The sequence below is a fragment of the Nocardiopsis sp. iso_238 genome, assembly GCF_056173325.1.
On record NZ_CM149668.1, the window covers coordinates 2893755 to 2910702 of the forward strand.

The 16948-nt window shown below is 71.4% G+C and carries 16 protein-coding genes; 6 read left to right on the top strand and 10 right to left on the bottom strand.

What is annotated here, in order from left to right:
• Positions 1-72: 72 nt before the first annotated feature.
• Both glsA and AC0VYL_RS12895 read right to left on the bottom strand, forming a co-directional pair.
• Complete coding sequence (glsA, locus tag AC0VYL_RS12890; protein WP_475483287.1) at positions 73-1344, bottom strand: glutaminase A; 1272 nt, start codon at positions 1342-1344, stop codon at positions 73-75.
• 335 nt (positions 1345-1679) lie between these two features.
• Entirely contained in the window at positions 1680-2453 is a 774-nt protein-coding gene (locus AC0VYL_RS12895; RefSeq protein ID WP_475483288.1) for a VOC family protein, read from the bottom strand.
• 200 nt (positions 2454-2653) lie between these two features.
• Here AC0VYL_RS12895 and AC0VYL_RS12900 point away from each other — a divergent pair, with 200 nt between their 5' ends.
• On the top strand, positions 2654-3154 hold the full coding sequence (locus tag AC0VYL_RS12900) for a DUF1801 domain-containing protein (RefSeq protein ID WP_475483289.1): 501 nt from the start codon (positions 2654-2656) through the stop codon (positions 3152-3154).
• Here AC0VYL_RS12900 and AC0VYL_RS12905 read toward each other — a convergent pair.
• On the bottom strand, positions 3126-3767 hold the full coding sequence (locus AC0VYL_RS12905) for a TetR/AcrR family transcriptional regulator (protein WP_475483290.1): 642 nt from the start codon (positions 3765-3767) through the stop codon (positions 3126-3128). The two genes, AC0VYL_RS12900 and AC0VYL_RS12905, sit on opposite strands and share 29 nt — an antisense overlap.
• A 59-nt stretch (positions 3768-3826) precedes the next feature.
• Between AC0VYL_RS12905 and AC0VYL_RS12910 the strand changes: the two genes are divergently transcribed.
• Positions 3827-5236 (top strand): aldehyde dehydrogenase family protein, encoded by a 1410-nt coding sequence (locus tag AC0VYL_RS12910; protein ID WP_475483291.1) that lies wholly within the window; start codon positions 3827-3829, stop codon positions 5234-5236.
• A gap of 5 nt (positions 5237-5241) precedes the next feature.
• On the opposite strand, the gene AC0VYL_RS12915 is transcribed toward AC0VYL_RS12910, so the two are convergent.
• The 3 genes from AC0VYL_RS12915 to AC0VYL_RS12925 all read right to left on the bottom strand — a co-directional run bounded on the left by AC0VYL_RS12915 (position 5242) and on the right by AC0VYL_RS12925 (position 9015).
• Positions 5242-5970, bottom strand: coding sequence for a polysaccharide deacetylase family protein (locus AC0VYL_RS12915; protein ID WP_475483292.1), 729 nt, complete (start codon positions 5968-5970; stop codon positions 5242-5244).
• Between the two features lie 140 nt (positions 5971-6110).
• Complete coding sequence (locus AC0VYL_RS12920) at positions 6111-7724, bottom strand: polysaccharide deacetylase family protein (RefSeq protein ID WP_475483293.1); 1614 nt, start codon at positions 7722-7724, stop codon at positions 6111-6113.
• A 178-nt stretch (positions 7725-7902) separates the two neighbouring features.
• Entirely contained in the window at positions 7903-9015 is a 1113-nt protein-coding gene (locus AC0VYL_RS12925) for a pyroglutamyl peptidase (RefSeq protein WP_475483294.1), read from the bottom strand.
• 223 nt (positions 9016-9238) lie between these two features.
• Between AC0VYL_RS12925 and amaB the strand changes: the two genes are divergently transcribed.
• From amaB to AC0VYL_RS12940, 3 genes are all read left to right on the top strand, one after another.
• Positions 9239-10786, top strand: coding sequence for an L-piperidine-6-carboxylate dehydrogenase (amaB, locus tag AC0VYL_RS12930; RefSeq protein WP_475452691.1), 1548 nt, complete (start codon positions 9239-9241; stop codon positions 10784-10786).
• Positions 10787-10939: 153 nt separating this feature from the next.
• Positions 10940-11425 carry a MarR family winged helix-turn-helix transcriptional regulator gene (locus tag AC0VYL_RS12935; RefSeq protein WP_475483295.1) on the top strand — a complete coding sequence of 162 codons (486 nt, stop codon included), beginning with the start codon at positions 10940-10942 and terminating at the stop codon, positions 11423-11425.
• 70 nt (positions 11426-11495) lie between these two features.
• A complete protein-coding gene (locus AC0VYL_RS12940) occupies positions 11496-11924 on the top strand; it encodes an organic hydroperoxide resistance protein (RefSeq protein ID WP_475483296.1) in 429 nt (142 codons plus the stop codon).
• Between the two features lie 85 nt (positions 11925-12009).
• Here AC0VYL_RS12940 and AC0VYL_RS12945 read toward each other — a convergent pair whose 3' ends face one another.
• The 4 genes from AC0VYL_RS12945 to AC0VYL_RS12960 form a co-directional block, all read right to left on the bottom strand.
• On the bottom strand, positions 12010-13020 hold the full coding sequence (locus tag AC0VYL_RS12945; protein WP_475452697.1) for a hemolysin family protein: 1011 nt from the start codon (positions 13018-13020) through the stop codon (positions 12010-12012).
• Positions 13017-14399: a hemolysin family protein gene (locus AC0VYL_RS12950; protein WP_475452699.1), complete on the bottom strand. Its 1383-nt coding sequence runs from the start codon at positions 14397-14399 to the stop codon at positions 13017-13019. The genes AC0VYL_RS12945 and AC0VYL_RS12950 overlap by 4 nt, the downstream gene beginning before the upstream one ends.
• 230 nt (positions 14400-14629) lie before the next feature.
• Positions 14630-15190 (bottom strand): TrmH family RNA methyltransferase, encoded by a 561-nt coding sequence (locus AC0VYL_RS12955; protein ID WP_475452701.1) that lies wholly within the window; start codon positions 15188-15190, stop codon positions 14630-14632.
• A 194-nt stretch (positions 15191-15384) separates the two neighbouring features.
• Positions 15385-16032 carry a class I SAM-dependent methyltransferase gene (locus tag AC0VYL_RS12960; protein WP_475483297.1) on the bottom strand — a complete coding sequence of 216 codons (648 nt, stop codon included), beginning with the start codon at positions 16030-16032 and terminating at the stop codon, positions 15385-15387.
• A gap of 138 nt (positions 16033-16170) precedes the next feature.
• Between AC0VYL_RS12960 and AC0VYL_RS12965 the strand changes: the two genes are divergently transcribed.
• Positions 16171-16677 carry a dsRBD fold-containing protein gene (locus AC0VYL_RS12965; RefSeq protein ID WP_475452705.1) on the top strand — a complete coding sequence of 169 codons (507 nt, stop codon included), beginning with the start codon at positions 16171-16173 and terminating at the stop codon, positions 16675-16677.
• Positions 16678-16948: the final 271 nt, after the last annotated feature.

Here is a 16948-nt window from a genome sequence, read left to right on the forward strand (position 1 = left end):
AATTCGAACATGTTTTCGAATGTCTGTCCAGTGGTGCGGCGTGGCTGTGGATCCCGCTCGCGCGCCCCCGGGTCAGAGCTGGCTCCGGGCGAGGCGCTCGGGGCTCCAGCGCTCCACCTCGCGACCCCGGGTGTCCTGGAAGTCGGGGACGGTCTCCTCCGGGTCCACCAGGATGATCCGGTGGCCGGTGTCGATGAGCTTGGCGGCCATCGCGGCGGACGTGCGGCGGGCCACCGGCAGCACCTCGTCGACCCGGCTCATGTCGAACACCACCAGGTGCGTCGAGGGAGTGTTCCCGACCAGTTCGTGCACCAGGGCCTCGATGCTGCTCAGCACCATGTCGCCCTGGAGCACGTAGACCGTCGCCGGTTCGCCGTCGACCACCTCCTTGCGGGTCTCGCGCAGGGACGAGCGGGCGGGCCGTCCCGACTCCATCAGGTGCAGGCCCAGGTCCTCTGACAGCTTCTCCATCATGACCACGCCGCGCGCGCTGTTGCCGTGCGCGTCCAGGCGCGGGGAGAAGACCGCCACCCCCACCTGGCCGGGCAGCACACCGAGGATGCCCCCCGCCACGCCGCTCTTGGCGGGGATGCCCACGCTGGTGAGCCAGTCCCCGGCCGCGTCGTACATGCCGCAGGAGGTCATCACGCTCAACAGGTGCCGGGTGGTGCGCCTGCTGAACAGCCGCTGGCCGGTGTTGGGCTGCACGCCGCCGTTGGCGAGGGTGCAGGCCATGAGCGCGAGGTCGCGCACGGTGACGTTGGCCGAGCACTGCCGCACGTACCCGGCCACGGCGGCGGCGGGATCCTGGCCCAGGCGCCCGGAGGCGTGCAGGAGGTAGGCGAGCCCGAGGTTGCGGTCCCCGGTCGCCAGTTCGGAGGCGGCCAGCCCCTCGTCGATCTCCACCGGCCGCTGCGCGAGGTCGGAGAAGAGACCCAGGACACGGTCCACGGCGGGGCGCCGGTCGTCGCGGACGAGGGTGTGGGTGGCGATCGCCCCCGCGTTGATCATCGGGTTGCGGGGTCTGCCGGTCTCCGGGTCCAGGGAGAGTTCGTTGAAGGCCTCGCCGCTGGGTTCCACCCCGACGCGGTCGAGGACGAACTCCAGGCCGTGGTCCTCGATCGCCAGCGCGTAGGCGAAGGGCTTGGACATCGACTGGATACTGAATTCGTGGTCGGCGTCCCCGCTCGCGTAGACGGTTCCGTTCACTGTGCACAGCGCGACCGCCACCCGGTCGGGATCGGCGGTGGCCAGTTCCGGGATGTAGTCGGCCCGGGCGCCGGAAACCACGTGGTCGGTGCTGTCGACGATGGCGTCGAGGTAGTCGAGGATCGGTGAGCGCAACAAGGATTCCCCCGTCTTTCGGCCGGTGTCGCGATGTGAGTCGCCTCCCGATCCTCCCCGGGTCACACCCGCCACAACCCTCGTACTCCCGCTGGGAGCCGAACGTGAACGCGGTTTCGCGCATTCCGTGGAATGGTCGTCGACAGTGGACGATCATTGGTTTGATGGCGGGGTGTTTCCGCGTTTTCGGTTTCCGTTCCGAGTGATTCTCCTATGGTCCGGGAATCGCCATTCCTCCACTCGGATTCGCGTCCCCGCGGCGCGAACGCACCCTTCGGCAACCGGCTGGTCCGCCGGGTGACGCGCCGCCAGGGGCGCCCCCGGCCCCGGCGTCCTCACGCCGTGGCGGTGATCCGCCAGCGGTGTCCGTCGGGGTCGGTGAAGCCGCCGGTGTGCGCATCCCCCGGTTCGGGGGCGGTGACGTGAGCGCCCGCCGCGTGCGCGCGGGAGAGGACCGCGTCGAGCTCCGCGCGAGAGGCCGCGGCGTGGGTGAGGACCAGTCCGGTCGGGCCCGCTCCGCGCGCGTCGACACCGACGTCCTTGGCCAGCGCGGCCCGTCGCAGCAGGCCCAGACGGGACGTGCCGCTCGCCGCGGCGAAGTCCACGAACGTGTCCCCGTAGTCGTGGCGGGTGTCCATCCCCAGGGCCTCGTAGAAGATCCTGGAGGCCTTCGGGCTGGCGACGCCGAGGTAGACGGCGGTCTCGACGGGTTCCGGAGGGTCGGGGACGGGGCCCCGGTCCTTCCTCGTGGCTGCGGCGAGTTTCCAGAGCGTCCCGTCCGGTGCCCGGAAGACGGCGGTGTACTCACCGAAGAGCTCCTTCCTCGGTGGCTTGACCACCTCGGCGCCGTGGGCGGCGGCCGCCGACACCAGGGCCCTGACCTCGGCGGGGCGATCGACGATCGCGCTCAGAACACAGCCCCGGAACCCCGTGCCGACCGCGTCGGTCCGCTCGAAGGAGAACCGGCCGGTGCCGTTGAGGTCCACGCCGAGGGAACGGGTGGGGGCGTCCCCGGACGGTACACCGGCGGTGAACACGGACGTGTGGAAGGCGTGCGCGTCCTCCGCCCGTGCTGCCTCGACGGTGACGGTGTCCAGTGAGAGCGCCATCGCGCGGTCCCTTCGTTCGGTGGGTCGGTGGCCTCCGGGCCCCGACCCCGGTCACGCTAGGCCGCGTGCCCGGACCGGCGCTTCTCGATTCCTGACCGACCGGTCGAGCCGCCTGTCGGTCAGGAATCGAGAAGCGCCCCGGAACCGGGCCTGACTAGCGTCAGGGGCACCGAGAAGCACCAGTACCAGAGGAGACGCGCATGGCTGAGGACACCGGCACCGAGGGGTCGGGAGGCTTCTCCGAACAGGAACGCGCCGCCATGAGGCAGCGCGCCGCCGAGCTGAGGAAGGAGGCCGAGCGCGGCCGCGGCGCGAAGGCGGCCACGGCCGAGCTCGACGTGCTGGCGAGGATCGAGGAGATGGAGCCAGCCGACCGTGCGGTGGCCGAGCGCGTCCACGCGATCGTCACCGCCCACGCCCCGGAGCTGTCACCCCGGCTCTGGTACGGGCAGCCCGCCTACGCGAGGAAGGGCAGGGTGGTGTGCTTCTTCCGCAGCGGGCAGGTGGACAAGGAGCGCTACTCCAGCCTGGGGTTCACCACCGAGGCCCACCTCGATGACGAGGGAGGCCTGTGGCCCACGGCCTACGCCGTCACCGGGCTGGACGAACGGGCGGAGCGGACCATCGCCGACCTCGTGCGCAGGGCCGTGGGCCGACCCGGCCACCGGGCGGTCACTCGGGGCGTGCCCCCAGGGCCCTGAGCAGGTAGGGGAGCAGGCGCCCGGCGATGTCCGAGCCGGGGGTGGCGGCGGACGCGCCGCCCACCTCCGGCGGGACCAGGAAGGTGTGGCTGACCATCGGGCCGATGACCAGCTCCGCGACCACCAGGGGGTCCTCCACCTCGGGGATCTCCCCTCGCTCCACCGCCCGGTGGAGCAGGGCGAGCACCCTGCCCTGGAGCGGGATCACGAAGGCGTCGAAGAGCACGTCGGCCAGGGCCCGGTTGTGGGCGGCCTCGCCCAGGACGGCGCGCAGCAGGAGGCCGGAGCTGCCCTCCAGCGCGGCGGCCTTGTCCCTGAGCAACACGCCGAGGTCGGCGGGGAGGCTCCCGTGGTCGTGGTCGGGGCCCAGGTTCTCCGCCCAGGCCTGGGCGGCGCCCACCACCAGGTCCTCCTTGGAACGCCAGCGGCGGTACAGGGTGGCGGTGGAGACCCCCGCCCGACGTGCCACGGCGGCGGTGGTCAGTCCGCTGTAACCGTGCAGTCGGAGCTCGGTGAGGGTGGCGTCCATCAGCGCGCGGTCCCGGGTGGCGTCGCGGGGGCGGCCCCTGGGGGCGGTCCCGGCGGACGTCTCCGGCAGATGGTCCGTCGTCATACCCGAATCGTATGCCAGATGGCTCTTGGAAACGAAACGTTTTCGTTTACTCTGGGGCCATGTCTCACACCAACGCCTCCGAACCGCTCACGCTCATCACCGAGATCCCCCAGATCGTGGCCCGGCTGCGTGCCACCTTCGACAGCGGACGCACCAAGCCGCTCTCCTGGCGTCGCGCCCAGCTGCGCGCGATGCGTCGACTGCTCACCGAGGAGCGCGCCACCCTGGAGAAGGCGCTCCGCTCCGACCTGGGCAAACCTCCCGTGGAGGCGCACACCACCGAGATCGGTTTCGTGGTCAACGAGATCGACCACACCCTGAGACACCTGGCCTCGTGGCTGCGGCCCCAGCGGGTGTCGGTTCCGATGGCCCTGGCCCCCGCCAGGGCCCGCCGCGTCCGTGAACCCCTGGGCGCGGTCCTGATCATCAGCCCCTGGAACTACCCCGTCAACCTGGCCCTGGCCCCGCTGGTCGGGGCGATCGCCGCGGGCAACGCGGCCGTGCTCAAGCCGTCCGAGCTCTCCCCGGCCACCTCCGCCGCGCTGGCCGACCTCATCCCGCGCTACCTGGACAGCGAGGCCGTCGCCGTGGTCGAGGGCGGCGTCGCCGAGAGCACCGCCCTCCTGGAGCAGCGCTTCGACCACATCTTCTACACGGGCAACGCGGCCGTGGCCCGGATCGTCATGGCGGCGGCGGTCAGACACCTGACCCCGGTCACCCTGGAGCTGGGCGGCAAGAGCCCGGCTGTGGTCGAGCCCGGTGTGGATCTGGCCACCACGGCACGCCGCCTGGCCTGGGGGAAGTTCACCAACGCGGGGCAGACCTGCGTGGCCCCGGACTACGTGCTGGCCATCGGTGACACCGCGGACCGGCTCCAGAAGGAGCTGGCCGCCGCCATCACCGAGATGTTCGGCTCCGACCCGGCGCGGAGCGCGGACTACGGTCGCATCGTCAACGAACGCCACTTCGACCGGCTCAGCGCCCTGCTGGAGAGCGGCAAGGTCGTCGCGGGCGGTGACGCCGACCGCGACGACCTCTACATCGCCCCCACCGTGCTGGGCGACGTGAGTCCGGACTCGCCGATCATGGCCGAGGAGATCTTCGGCCCGATCCTGCCGGTCCTGAGGGTGCCCGACCTCGACGCGGCGATCCGGTTCGTCAACGAACGCGACAAGCCGCTGGCGCTGTACGGGTTCACCGAATCCGAGACCACCAAGCGACGCCTGACCACCGAGACCTCCTCGGGCGGCCTGGGCTTCGGCCTGCCGATCGCGCACCTGGCCGTGCCGGACCTGCCCTTCGGCGGGGTGGGGGAGAGCGGGATGGGCGCCTACCACTCGGCGGCCTCCGTCGACACGTTCTCGCACACCAAGGCGGTGCTCGACAAGTCGCTGCTCATGGACACCATGCGGGTGGCCTACGCGCCGATCAGCCAGGTCAAGGAGCGCATCCTGCGCCGGATGCTCTGAGTGGACTACTCGGACCGGGCGTCGGTGTACGCGGTGCCCGGTTCGAGGCCGTCCCCGAACAGCTCGCTGACGGTCACGAAGTGGTAGCCCTGGCCGGCCAGGTCGTCCAGGAGTTCGGGGACGGCCTCCACGGTGGTCTCGTGGATGTCGTGGAACAGGATCACGCTGCCGTCCCGGACCCCGTCGAGGGCGATCTCGCGCATCCGGTCGCCGTCGCGGTGCTGCCAGTCCAGGGTGTCCACGTCCCACAGCACCATGGGGTGGGGGATCGCCTCGCGGGCGGTGTCGTCGAGGGCGCCGTAGGGCGGGCGCATGCTCCGGGGCCGTTCGCCGGTGACCTCGGCCACCGCGCGGTCGGTGCGGGCGAGGTCGTCCCTGATCCGGTCGGCGGAGAGCGTGGTGAGGTCGTCGTGTGCCCAGGTGTGGTTCCCGATCCCGTGCCCCTCCTCGGCCATGCGCCGCACCTCCTCCCGATGGCCGCCCACCTGTGAGCCGAGCAGGTAGAAGGTGGCCCTGGCGTCGTGCTCGGCCAGGGTGTCCAGGAGCTCGTCGGTGTACTCGCCTGGGCCGTCGTCGAAGGTCAGGGCCACACACCGCACCTGGGCGCAGTCCGGTGCCTCCTCGGCGGGGGTGGCCGTCACCGGGGCGGCGGCGCCGATCAGCAGGCCGGAGGTGAGCAGTATTCCTCCGGCGGCACCCACGGCGGCCTTGGGTATCAGAGAGGTAACGTTCACGCGTCGAAATTTAGACTAAACGGGCATTTCGGGCAACTTTCAGGGCGTCTCCGAGTCCGGGGTGAGGACGGACGCTCCCCGACACGTCAGAGGGCCCCGGTCGCCAGCGCGGCGTCCGGGGCCCGTGCGGGACCGGTGGGTCAGTCGACCCGGGCGTCCGTGTGGGGCTGGCCCGGCTTCAGGCCGTCCTCACCGAAGATCTCGCTCACGGTCACGAAGTGGAACCCCTCGGCGTGCATGCCCTCCAGCACGTCCGGGATGGCGTCGACAGTGGACTTGTGGATGTCGTGGAACAGGACCACGCTGCCCGGCTTGGACTCGTCGAGCGCGTGCTTGGCCACCGCGCCGGTGTCCCGGTTCTGCCAGTCCATCGTGTCCACGTCCCACAGGATGATGGGATGCTCGGTGGCATCGCTCACGGTGCCGTTCATCGCACCGTAGGGCGGGCGCAGGGTGGGCGGTGCCACCCCGGTCACCTCCTGGATCGCCTCGTCCGTGCGCTTCAGGTCCTCGGCCACCCCCTCGGCGGAGAGTGTGGTGAGGTCGTCGTGCTTCCAGGTGTGGTTGCCCATCTCGTGGCCCTCGGCGTGGGTACGCTCCACGACGTCCGGGAACTCGCTCACGAGGGAGCCCATCACGTAGAAGGTGGCCCTGGCGTCGTACTCGCCCAGGTGGTCCAGGAGCTCGTCGGTGTACTCGCCCGGCCCGTCGTCGAAGGTCAGCGCCACGCACTTGAGGCGCTCGCAGTTCAGGCTGGTGCCCTCGGCGGTCAGTGTGCCGTCGAGCGGGAAGTCCTCGGGATCGGCGTTGGCGGCCACCGCCGCGCTGCGCGCGTGGTAGCCCAGCTCGGAGAGGACCTCCTCGGTCTCCTCCGCCTCCACCGGCAGCAGGACCTCACTCACCCGGCCCGCGTTCGGGACGTCCGCCGGGTCCAGGCGCACGGCCAGCCCGCCCGCCGTGCTGAAGGCCAGGTCGGCCAGCGGGGAGGCGGCCCAGCGTTCGGCGGCCTCCCAGGCCTGTTCCGGATCGCTCAGGTCGGCGGCCCCGGCCGTGGGCGCCTCCCCGTCCGTGCCGCCGGGCTCCTCGGCGCCACCGGTTTCCGGGTCCTCGGATCCGGGGTCCGCCTCGGGTGCCCCGGCCGGTTCGGAGGCCGCCGCCGAGACCGAGTCCGGGTCGGCCTCCGCTCGCATGGCGATCTCGCCCAGGAGCCCGGGCAGTTGGTCGACGGACATCTGGTAGCCGTCCTGGAGCACCTGGGCCACGGCCAGGTGCGCCGCCTCCAGGGAACCCTCGTCCCTGAAGAGCGAGGTCCAGGGCAGGACCTCGCCGGTGCCGGAGTCGTACCAGAGCGTCGAGGTCTCGGTGCCGTCGCCACGGACCCCCGAGGTCACGGCGGTGGTCCTGGCCCCGATCACGTCCTCGGAGGCGGCCAGCAGCTCCACGTCCTGGACCAGCTCGGGGCTGCCGTGGTCCGGCAGCTCCTCCAGGAACGCGGTCTGGCGTTCGGCCATCCCGGTACGGATCTCCGTCGTCAGTGGATGGGACTCGCCCAGGATCGGATAGCGGTAGCTCACGGTGCTGTGGTCGACCCGCACCGACACCGTGCGCGTGGCCAGCTTCTCCAGAGTGTCCGGAGAGAACTGGATCGCCTCGGCGTAGGGCAGGTTCTGTTCCGCGGAGTGGCAGCCCGGGACCAGTAGCAGGCCCAGAGCGGCACTGACAGTGAGTTTTCGTCGCAGTGAGGTGTCAGCCACGTGGGGACCTTATCGAAGCCACACGTACGCCAGGAGATCATGGAGCGACGATACGTGCTCACAGAGTGACCAAATGCCCCTGTGTGGCCGGAAAGGGCGTTTTGCCGACTCGACCCGCGCTCGGGCGTGTCACCACGGCCCTTTCGGCCACCCCGGAACCACCGGGTCCCGTCGCGTCTCAGGCGTCCCGTGGGTCCTCCGAACCGGGCTCGGGAGCCGGGGCCACCAGGGCCTCCGTCGCCACAACCGCCACGAGGGCCCGGGTACGGGCCAGGGTGCCGGTGTGCTCCTCGGGGCGTTCGGTCCTGGGCAGGTGGACGTGGCCGGCCGCCACGACCGAGTCCGCCCGGTCCCTCAGCAGGGTGTTGCGGTAGGCGATCTCGTTGGACAGGTAGTCGCCACCGCCTCCTTTTCGGGCCGCCGACCCCGCGGTGGGCCCGCCCGGGCGTGTCACCGGAGTGTCGCCGCCCTCGGGCACCTCGGTGACCTCGGTGTTGACGACCATCGCGTCCGGCCCGGTCGTGTCGGCGACGATCCGCTCCACGGGCAGCGAGGTGCGGGTCCACTCCGGGGCCTCGGGGGCCACCGGGGCGCGCCCGGTCCGGGAGACCCCCAGGTTGTCCTCGCCGCCGCCGCGCCACACCCCGTTCCAGACCTCCAGGTCGAACCGGTCGCGGCCCCGGCTCAGCGTGATCACCGCGTCGGCCACCCCGTACTGGTCGGCCAGCGCCTCCTCCACGATCCCGGCGTCGAAGTCGCCCCAGCGCACCGGGAACACGGCGGAGCGCACCACGGCGGTGCGCTCACCCACCGGGAACGTCCACCCGTGCAGGTCCAGGGCGGCCGCCCCGGAGGGGTTGGAGCACGCCGGGTCCGTGTCCAGGTGGAAGGGGTCGAAACCGGTGACCACCACGCGCACCCACCGGTCGCCCGGCGGGAAGTCGAGGTCGGTGATGCCCCGGGAGGCGGTCTCGAACAGGTGGAGCAGTGCGCCCCGTTCCGCCCCGGTCAGGGGGAAGGAGGGCTCCCAGGCGCGCAGGCGGGAACGCAGGACCAGCCGCGCCCAGTACAGGGGGCGGTCGTCGACCGGGTCGGGTCCGGTGCGGGTGGACTCCGTCCACAACCGGGAGGCGTGGGAGGAGACCACCTCCCGGGCCTGTCCCAGGTCGGTGCTCGCGCGCAGGTCCGCGGCGAACAGGGGGTCGGCGGCGCCGAAACCGGAGCGGGCCAGGATCTGGCGCGCCTCCGGAAGGTCGGCGCGGGCCTCTTCGGGGGTGGTGTCGTGGTGCACGGGCCAGCTGTCTGGGTCGGGGACGGGGGGAGCGGCTCCGCGATTCTAACGGTCCCCCATGACACTCCGTACGGGATCGGAACCCGCCCTGGTCCCCGTCCAAGGGCCGGGTCCGGTCCCCGGCGCGACACCCGGCGGACCGGGCGCCGGGGGTGGACCGCCGGGCCCGGAGTTGGCAAGGTGTGTGATGACCGCCTCCCCTCTCAACGGAGAGAGAACACACATGCACACTGGTGCCCTCCCCGACACCGAGGTCCTCGCCGGACGCGCGCGGACCGCCCTGGAACGGTGCGGCGTGACCCGCCTGCCCGAATCCCTCGGGGCGCCCGGTCAGGCCCGCACTCCGATCACCGGCGGGACGCTGTTCCCCGTCGAGTTCGACACCCCCGCCTCCGCCGAGCGCGCGGTGGCCGAGGTCCACGGCTCCTTCACCTCCGCCTGGCGGGACACCCCCGCCCCGGTGCGTGGTCAGCTCGTCCACCGGCTCGGTGAGCTGTTGCGCGAGCACAAGGCGGACCTCGCTGAGCTGGTCACCATCGAGGCGGGCAAGATCCGTTCCGAAGCCCTGGGCGAGGTCCAGGAGATGATCGACGTCTGCGACTTCGCCGTGGGCCTGTCGCGCCAGCTCTACGGACGGACCATGCCCTCGGAGCGGCCCGGCCACCGGCTGATGGAGACCTGGCACCCGCTGGGCGTGGTCGGCGTCATCACCGCCTTCAACTTCCCCGTCGCCGTGTGGTCCTGGAACACCTGCGTGGCCCTGGTGTGCGGTGACACCGTCGTGTGGAAGCCCTCCGAGCTCACCCCGCTGACCGCGCTGGGCTGTCACGGCCTGCTCATGCGCGCGGCCGCCGACGTCGGCGCGCCCGCCGACGTCCACCGCGTGGTCCTGGGCGGGGCCGAGGTCGGGGACGTGCTGGTCAACGACGAGCGGGTGGCGCTGGTGTCCGCGACCGGCTCGACCGCCATGGGCCGGACGGTCGCGCCCAAGGTGGCGGCCCGGATGGGTCGGTACCTGCTGGAGCTGGGCGGCAACAACGCCGCCGTCGTGGCGCCCTCGGCCGACCTGGACCTGGTGGTGCGCGGCAGCGTGTTCGCGGCGGCCGGGACCGCCGGGCAGCGCTGCACCACGCTGCGCCGCCTGATCGTGCACGAGGACGTGGTCGACCAGGTCGTCGAACGCGTGGTGGACGGCTACCAGCAGCTGCGCGAGCGGATCGGTGACCCCTACGACGACGCGACCCTGGTCGGGCCGCTGGTGGGGGAGCGCGGGCACACGGCCATGCGCGAGGCGCTGGAGCAGGCGCGGGCCGACGGCGGCGACGTGCTGGTCGGCGGTGAGCGGCGCCTGGAGAAGGACGCCGGGGACGCCTACTACGTCGAGCCCGCGGTGGTGCGCATGCCCGCGCAGACCGAGGTCGTGCGTACGGAGACCTTCGCGCCGATCCTGTACGTGCTCACCTACCGCTCTCTGGAGGAGGCGGTGGAGCTGCACAACGGGGTTCCGCAGGGTCTGTCGTCGGCCATCTTCACGCAGGACCAGGCCGAGGCGGAGCGCTTCCTGTCTGCGGCCGGGTCCGACTGCGGCATCGTCAACGTCAACATCGGCACCTCGGGCGCGGAGATCGGTGGGGCCTTCGGAGGGGAGAAGGACACCGGCGGGGGCCGGGAGTCGGGTTCGGACTCCTGGAAGGCGTACATGCGCCGGGCCACCAACACGGTGAACTACGGCGGTGAGCTGCCGCTGGCCCAGGGCGTGCGCTTCCTGTAGGAGCGCGGTGGTCGGTGCAGGGCCCGGGTCCGCGGACCCGGGCCCCGCACCTGTGGCGCGTCGGGGCACCGTCTCCAAAACAGTTGTGGGCAACACTGTTGTGCACAACCATTTCCTGTTACGGTGATCGGGACGACGAGGGGAGGAGCGAACATGGCGGGAACCGACGGGGGCGACCCCCTCGCCCTGGACCGGCAGCTGTGCTTCTCCCTCTACACGGCCTCCCGGGCCCTGACCGGGCTCTACCGGGAGATCCTGGCCGACCTGGGGCTGACCTACCCGCAGTACCTGGTCATGCTCGTGCTGTGGGAACGCGGCACCCTGCCGGTCAAGGACCTCGGCACCGCGCTGAGCCTGGACTCGGGTACGCTCTCGCCCCTGCTGCGCAGGATGGAGGGCGCCGGTCTCCTCACCCGCAGGCGCGGACCCGAGGACGAACGGATCGTGCACGTCAGCGTCACCGACGAGGGCGGCCGCCTGCGAGAGCGGGCCGAGGGCGTCCCCGACCGGGTCCTACGCGCCACAGGCCTCCCGGTGGCCAGGATCGAGGAGCTCCGGGGCCTGCTCGACCACGTCACGCGTTCGGTGGCCGGGAGCACGGGCCGCACGCCCGCGTCCGACCCCGACCCGGACACCTGAGACGCACCCGAACCACCCCAGAACGACACACGCGGGTCCGGTGCGACCGGACCACAGAGAGGGATCGAACATGGCCTACAACGTTCTCTACACCGCCAACGCCAGTGTCACCGGAGAGGGCCGCAAGGGCACCGGCAAGACCGACGACGGCCGTCTGGGCGTCGACCTCTCCGTGCCCGCGGGCCTGGGCGGCGACGACGGCCTCGGCACCAACCCCGAGCAGCTCTTCGCCATCGGCTACGCCGCCTGCTTCCACGGCGCCCTGAAGAACGTCGCCCGCCAGGCCAAGGCCAAGGTCGACGGCTCCACCGTCGACTCCAAGGTGAGCCTCGGCAAGTCCGACGAGGGCCTGGACATCGCGGTCGAGCTCGTCGTCACCATCCCCGGCCTGGAGCAGACCGAGGCCGAGAAGCTGGTCGAGGCCGCCCACCAGATGTGCCCCTACTCCCGCGCCACGCGCGGCAACATCGAGGTCACGCTGACCACGAAGACCGCCTGAGACCCGTAGGGACTCAGGAGTCACACGAAGCGGGGGCCGGTCACGTACGTGACCGGCCCCCGCCGTGTTCGCCGCCGTTCCCGGCCTAGGCCGCCGTGTCCAGCAGCAGCAACCGGTCCAGGATGTCCTGGAGGGTCACCAGACCCACCAGCTCACCCTCGTCCTCGACGAGCGCCAGGTGGCTGCGGCTGTCCCGCATGATGCCCATCGCCGCGTACATCGGCGTGCCCACCGACAACGTCAGCACCGGGCGCATGAGGTCGGCGGCGGTGGTCCCGGCCGGACTGGTCAGCGCCTCACGCACGTGCAGCACACCGACCGGTTCGCCCGACTCCATCACCACCAGCCGCAGGTGCGTGGACTCGCGGGAGACCCGCTTGACCTCCTCCACACCGGCGTCCGGCGCCACCCAGGCGATGTCCTCGCGCGGGGTGAAGTGCTCGTCCAACGGCTGGGAGTTGACCTCCAGGGCCGTGGCCAGCTGGTCCCGGCGCTCGGAGTCCAGGGCACCCGCCTTGGCGGAGTGCTCCACCAGCTCGCGCACGTCCTCCGGGTTGTGCCCGCTCACCAGCTCGTCCACCGCCTGCACACCGAAACGGTGCAGCACCCAGTTGGCCATGCCGTTGAGCATCACGATCAGCGGGCGGGTCAGCCACATGAACGCCCGCATCGGGATCGCCAGCATCGTCGCGGACTTCTCCGGGTGCGAGATCGCCCAGGACTTCGGCGCCATCTCACCGATCACCAGGTGCAGGAACGTCACGATGATCAGCGAGAACGTGAACGAGAGCACGTATCCCACCGAGTCCGGCAGGCCGTCGAACAACGGCTCCAGCATGTGGTGGAACGCGGGCTTGGAGATCGCGCCCAGGGCCAGGGTGGCCAGGGTGATCCCCAGCTGCGAACCGGCCAGCAGCAACGACAGGTCGCGGGCGCTCTTGAGCGCCGCGCGCGCCGAGGCGCTGGTGTGCGCGGCCTCCTCCAGCCGGTAGCGGCGCGCCGCCACCAGGGCGAACTCGATCGCCACGAAGAAGCCGCTCAGCGCGATGAACACCACGGTCAGCGCCATGGCCCACCACACGTTCATGTCACTCATGCCCGCACCTCCCGTGCGCCGTCCTCGACGACCTCACGCAGTCTCAGCTCCACCGTGTTGGGAACGTGCCGCTGGACCGCGTTCACGGTCAGCGTCAGCGCCATGTCGGGATCGCCGTCATGGGCGCTGGAGGGCCGGGGCAGCGGCAGCTCCACCCGGTCGCCGACCTGCGGCAGCCGGTGGAGTTCGTGGATGACCAGACCGCCTATGGTCTCGTAGTCACCCTCGGGCAGGTCGTGTCCGATCAGCCGCTCGACCTCGTCGATGTGCAGCGCGCCCGGAACGATGTAGCCGTTCTCCCCGTCGAGGTGGGCCGGGGCCTCCTCCTCCGGGGTGTGCTCGTCGGCGATCTCACCGACCAGCTCCTCGGCCAGGTCCTCGGTGGTGATCACCCCGGCCAGGCCGCCGTACTCGTCCACCACGCAGGCGAACTCCTCGCCCGCCTCGCGCAGCTGGTCCAGCACGCCCGGCAGCGGAAGCGAGGCGGGGACCATGACGGTCGCCCGCGCCACCTCGCTGACCCGGACACCGGACAGGTCGCGGTCTCCCAGCGCGAGCACGTCGCGCAGGCAGATCACGCCCACGATGTCGTCCACACCCTCACCCAGGACCGGGAAACGGGAGTGGTCGGAGGCCATCAGCTCCACGACCCGGCTGACCGGGTCGCCCTCCTCCACGGTGGTCACCTCGGGACGCGGGATCATCGCGTGCCCGGCGGTGCGGTCGTGGAAGTCGAGGGTGCGGTCCAACAGGGTGGACACCTCGGCCGGGAGGTCGCCGGTCTCACGGGACTCGGCGATGATGCGTTCCAGGTCGCGCGGGGTCGCCGCGTGCTGGACGTCCTCCACCGGGGTGATGTTCACCAGCTTGAGCAACCAGATCGCCGCCTGGTCGAACAGCCAGATCACCGGTCCGAAGATCTTCAGGTAGATCCCCGTGGACAGGGCCAGCCAGCGGGCCACCGGTTCGGGATGGGCGATGGCCAGGTTCTTGGCGAAGAGCTCACCGAACACCATCTGGACGACGGTGGAGAACAACAGGGCCAGGACGAGGCCGATCGCGAGGCCGGTACCGACCGGCACGCCCGCGCCACCGAGAAGCTCCCCGACACCCTGTCCGATCATCGGTTCGGCGACGTAGCCGACCAGAAGGGTGGTGACGGTGATGCCCAGCTGGGCACCGGAGAGCATGAACGACGTTCGGTTGGTGATGGCCAGGGCGCGTTTCGCGCCGGCGTCACCGGCCGCGGCCCGCGACTTGAGTCGCGAACGGTCCACGGCCATGTAACCGAACTCCTGGGCGACGAAGTAACCCGTCGCCACGGTGATCAGGAAGACCACCAGGGCACCGAAGGCGATGCTGAGAACGGTGCTGATCATCGGGCACACACCGCCTGGGTCCGCCCGTGGGCAGGGGTCCTGCGAAGGTGCGCGCCCTTCACAGAAGGGGGCTCGTCGGAGTCTGGGTCACAGCATCCCTTGGGGATGCTGCTGGTACTTCGGGACGGGTCCACTGTTCCTCTCTCTGCGCCTTTGCGCGTCGGGTGTGAATGGAGTGGTCTGTGTTTCACAGGAGGGACGTCCAGCGGGGAGGAAAGATTCCCCGGGGCTCAGCTTCCGACGGGCGCGTTGGCCTCGTCGTCGAAGGTGGCCCACTCGCGGCGTCGCGCCTCCGCCAGGGCGATCGCCGTGGCCACGGCCACGTTCAGCGATCCGACCCGGCCGATCTGCGGGATGTAGGTGACGGCGTCCGCGCCCGAGAGCAGGGCGGGGGAGCAGCCGTGGTCCTCGGCGCCCACGGCCAGGCACACGTCGGGCTCCAACGGCGCGGCGTGCAGGGGCACGGCGCCCTTGGCCAGCTCCACGGCGACGACCTTGTAACCGTCGGCGCGGGCGGCCGCCAGCGCCTCGGCCGTGCCGGACAGGCGGGTGTGCGGGACCTTCGCGCCGGTACCCAGGGCGGTCTTGCCGACCTTGGGGTCGTCGGGGTCCGCGCTGTTACCGGTGAGCCAGAGCTGGTCCACGCCGAAGGTCGCGCAGGTGCGCAGGATCGAACCCAGGTTGTAGGGCTGGGTGACCGACTCGACGAGAAGGGCCAGACGCCCCTCGGTGCGCCTGCGCCACTGGCGGTTCAGGCGTTTGACGTCCGTGGGACGCAACTGCGTGCTCAACTGCGGTGTGTTCCTCGCGGTGTGGGCCGGGCGGTCCGGCGTGGTCGGTACAGGTTACCGGTCGGGGGTCGCGCGCGCACGCGTGACCTGGGACACATGCCGGTAAGTTCGGAAAAGAGAGTGCACTTCGGGCGTGTTCCGGGTCCGTGACCGTAGGTGCCCACGGGGTTCCGGCCCGAACGGCGGGGCCGGGGCTACACGGCGCGGCGTACGGCCAGGACGCGGAAACCGGCCCGGGAGGCCACGCGCTCGGCGGGCAGCCCCTGGGCGTCCAGCCACTTCTGGAGGGAGTCCGAACCCAGGTGGCGCTGGACCACCAGGTGCGCGACGCCCTCGGGGGTGAGCCGGTTCAGCCAGGTGCGCAGCATCGCGTGCAGCACGTCCTTGCCCACGCGGATCGGCGGGTTGGACCAGATCGCGTCGAAGGGGCCGAGCAGGTCCTCGGCGGCGGGGGAGCGGCCCTCGCCCTGCTCCACGGCCAGACCGCACTCGGGGGCGACCACGCCGAACCAGGCGTTGCCGAGCCCGTGGTCGTCGGCGTTGCGCCGGGCCAGACCCACGGCCCTGGAGTTGACGTCCACCCCCAGCACCCGCGCCCCGGGGGCGCGCGAGGCCATCGTCAGGGAGATGGGGCCGTACCCGCAGCCCAGGTCGAGCAGACGGCCCTCGGCGGGCGGCGGCGGCACGCTCTCCAACAGCACCCGGGTGCCGAGGTCGACCTTGTCGGGTGAGAAGACGCCGCGGTCGGTGCGCAGGCGCAGGTGGAGATCGGGCAGGACCAGGTCGGCGGTGGAGGGCCGACTGGCGGTGCCGGGATCGGAGTCGAAGTAGTGCTGGGCCACGCCGTGACGCTACCAGGCACGGAGCGGGTGACGGGACGGCAAAAACCTCGCATACCACCGGGAACGAAAGAACCAACCCTCCGCTGAGAGCCGAAACAGCACCGATGATGGAGACAAGCGAGGTTTGTGGGGGAACCCATGCGAGCAGAGGTAGGAGACCGACTGGTCATCGAGAGCCCGAACGCCGACACCCACCGTCGCACGGGGGTGGTCACACGGGTCCGGGGCTCGGAGGGGACACCGCCCTACCAGGTGCACTGGAGCGGTGCCGAACCGGGGCACCAGGCCCTGGTCCACCCGGGACCCGACGCCCACATCGAACACCCGCCCGGCCCGGGCGCCGACGGGGGAGAGGGAGCGAATGCCATGCAGACGATGAAGCGCTGGAACGTCGACGTGGTCGTCGCCGAGGAGAGCGAGGGCGCGGCGGCGCGCACCTGGGCCGAGGTCGGCCTGGTCGCTGACGACGGCACTGCGCTGCGCGGCCACGGGATGGCCCGCAAGCACCCGACCGACCTGGACGTGCCGGAGATCGGGGAGGAGCTCGCCGTCTCCCGGGCACTGTCAGACCTCTCACGTCAGCTGAGGCAGGTCGCGGCCGAGGACATCAACGACAACGCGGGTTCGCCCTGGCGTCCCACCTGACCGGGGCCGCCCGTAACGACGAGGAAACCCAGCCGCACAGGGGTCCCCGACCACGGTCGGGGACCCCGACCCGCGCCAGCGCCTCCTCCGGGTGAGAGGGCACGGGGGTCCGGAACCGGCCACCCCCGTGCCGGGGGTTCGCGCTCGTCGGTCACCGGTATCGGGCACACTCGGAAGTCGGACACGACCTTTGTCCCGCTTCCAGAGGACCCGGCCCCCGGGCCGTGACCTCCACCGACAGGGCGCGTCCGCCGGTCGACGACCGGAGACA

What these genes read in the sequence shown, in the direction of transcription:
- AC0VYL_RS12945 (WP_475452697.1), bottom strand. Translation starts at nt 13,020, where the DNA reads ATGAGTGACATGAACGTGTGGTGGGCCATGGCGCTGACCGTGGTGTTC.
- amaB (WP_475452691.1), top strand. Translation starts at nt 9,239, where the DNA reads ATGCACACTGGTGCCCTCCCCGACACCGAGGTCCTCGCCGGACGCGCG.
- AC0VYL_RS12950 (WP_475452699.1), bottom strand. Translation starts at nt 14,399, where the DNA reads ATGATCAGCACCGTTCTCAGCATCGCCTTCGGTGCCCTGGTGGTCTTC.
- AC0VYL_RS12895 (WP_475483288.1), bottom strand. Translation starts at nt 2,453, where the DNA reads ATGGCGCTCTCACTGGACACCGTCACCGTCGAGGCAGCACGGGCGGAG.
- AC0VYL_RS12905 (WP_475483290.1), bottom strand. Translation starts at nt 3,767, where the DNA reads ATGACGACGGACCATCTGCCGGAGACGTCCGCCGGGACCGCCCCCAGG.
- AC0VYL_RS12910 (WP_475483291.1), top strand. Translation starts at nt 3,827, where the DNA reads ATGTCTCACACCAACGCCTCCGAACCGCTCACGCTCATCACCGAGATC.
- AC0VYL_RS12935 (WP_475483295.1), top strand. Translation starts at nt 10,940, where the DNA reads ATGGCGGGAACCGACGGGGGCGACCCCCTCGCCCTGGACCGGCAGCTG.
- AC0VYL_RS12940 (WP_475483296.1), top strand. Translation starts at nt 11,496, where the DNA reads ATGGCCTACAACGTTCTCTACACCGCCAACGCCAGTGTCACCGGAGAG.
- AC0VYL_RS12965 (WP_475452705.1), top strand. Translation starts at nt 16,171, where the DNA reads ATGCGAGCAGAGGTAGGAGACCGACTGGTCATCGAGAGCCCGAACGCC.
- AC0VYL_RS12900 (WP_475483289.1), top strand. Translation starts at nt 2,654, where the DNA reads ATGGCTGAGGACACCGGCACCGAGGGGTCGGGAGGCTTCTCCGAACAG.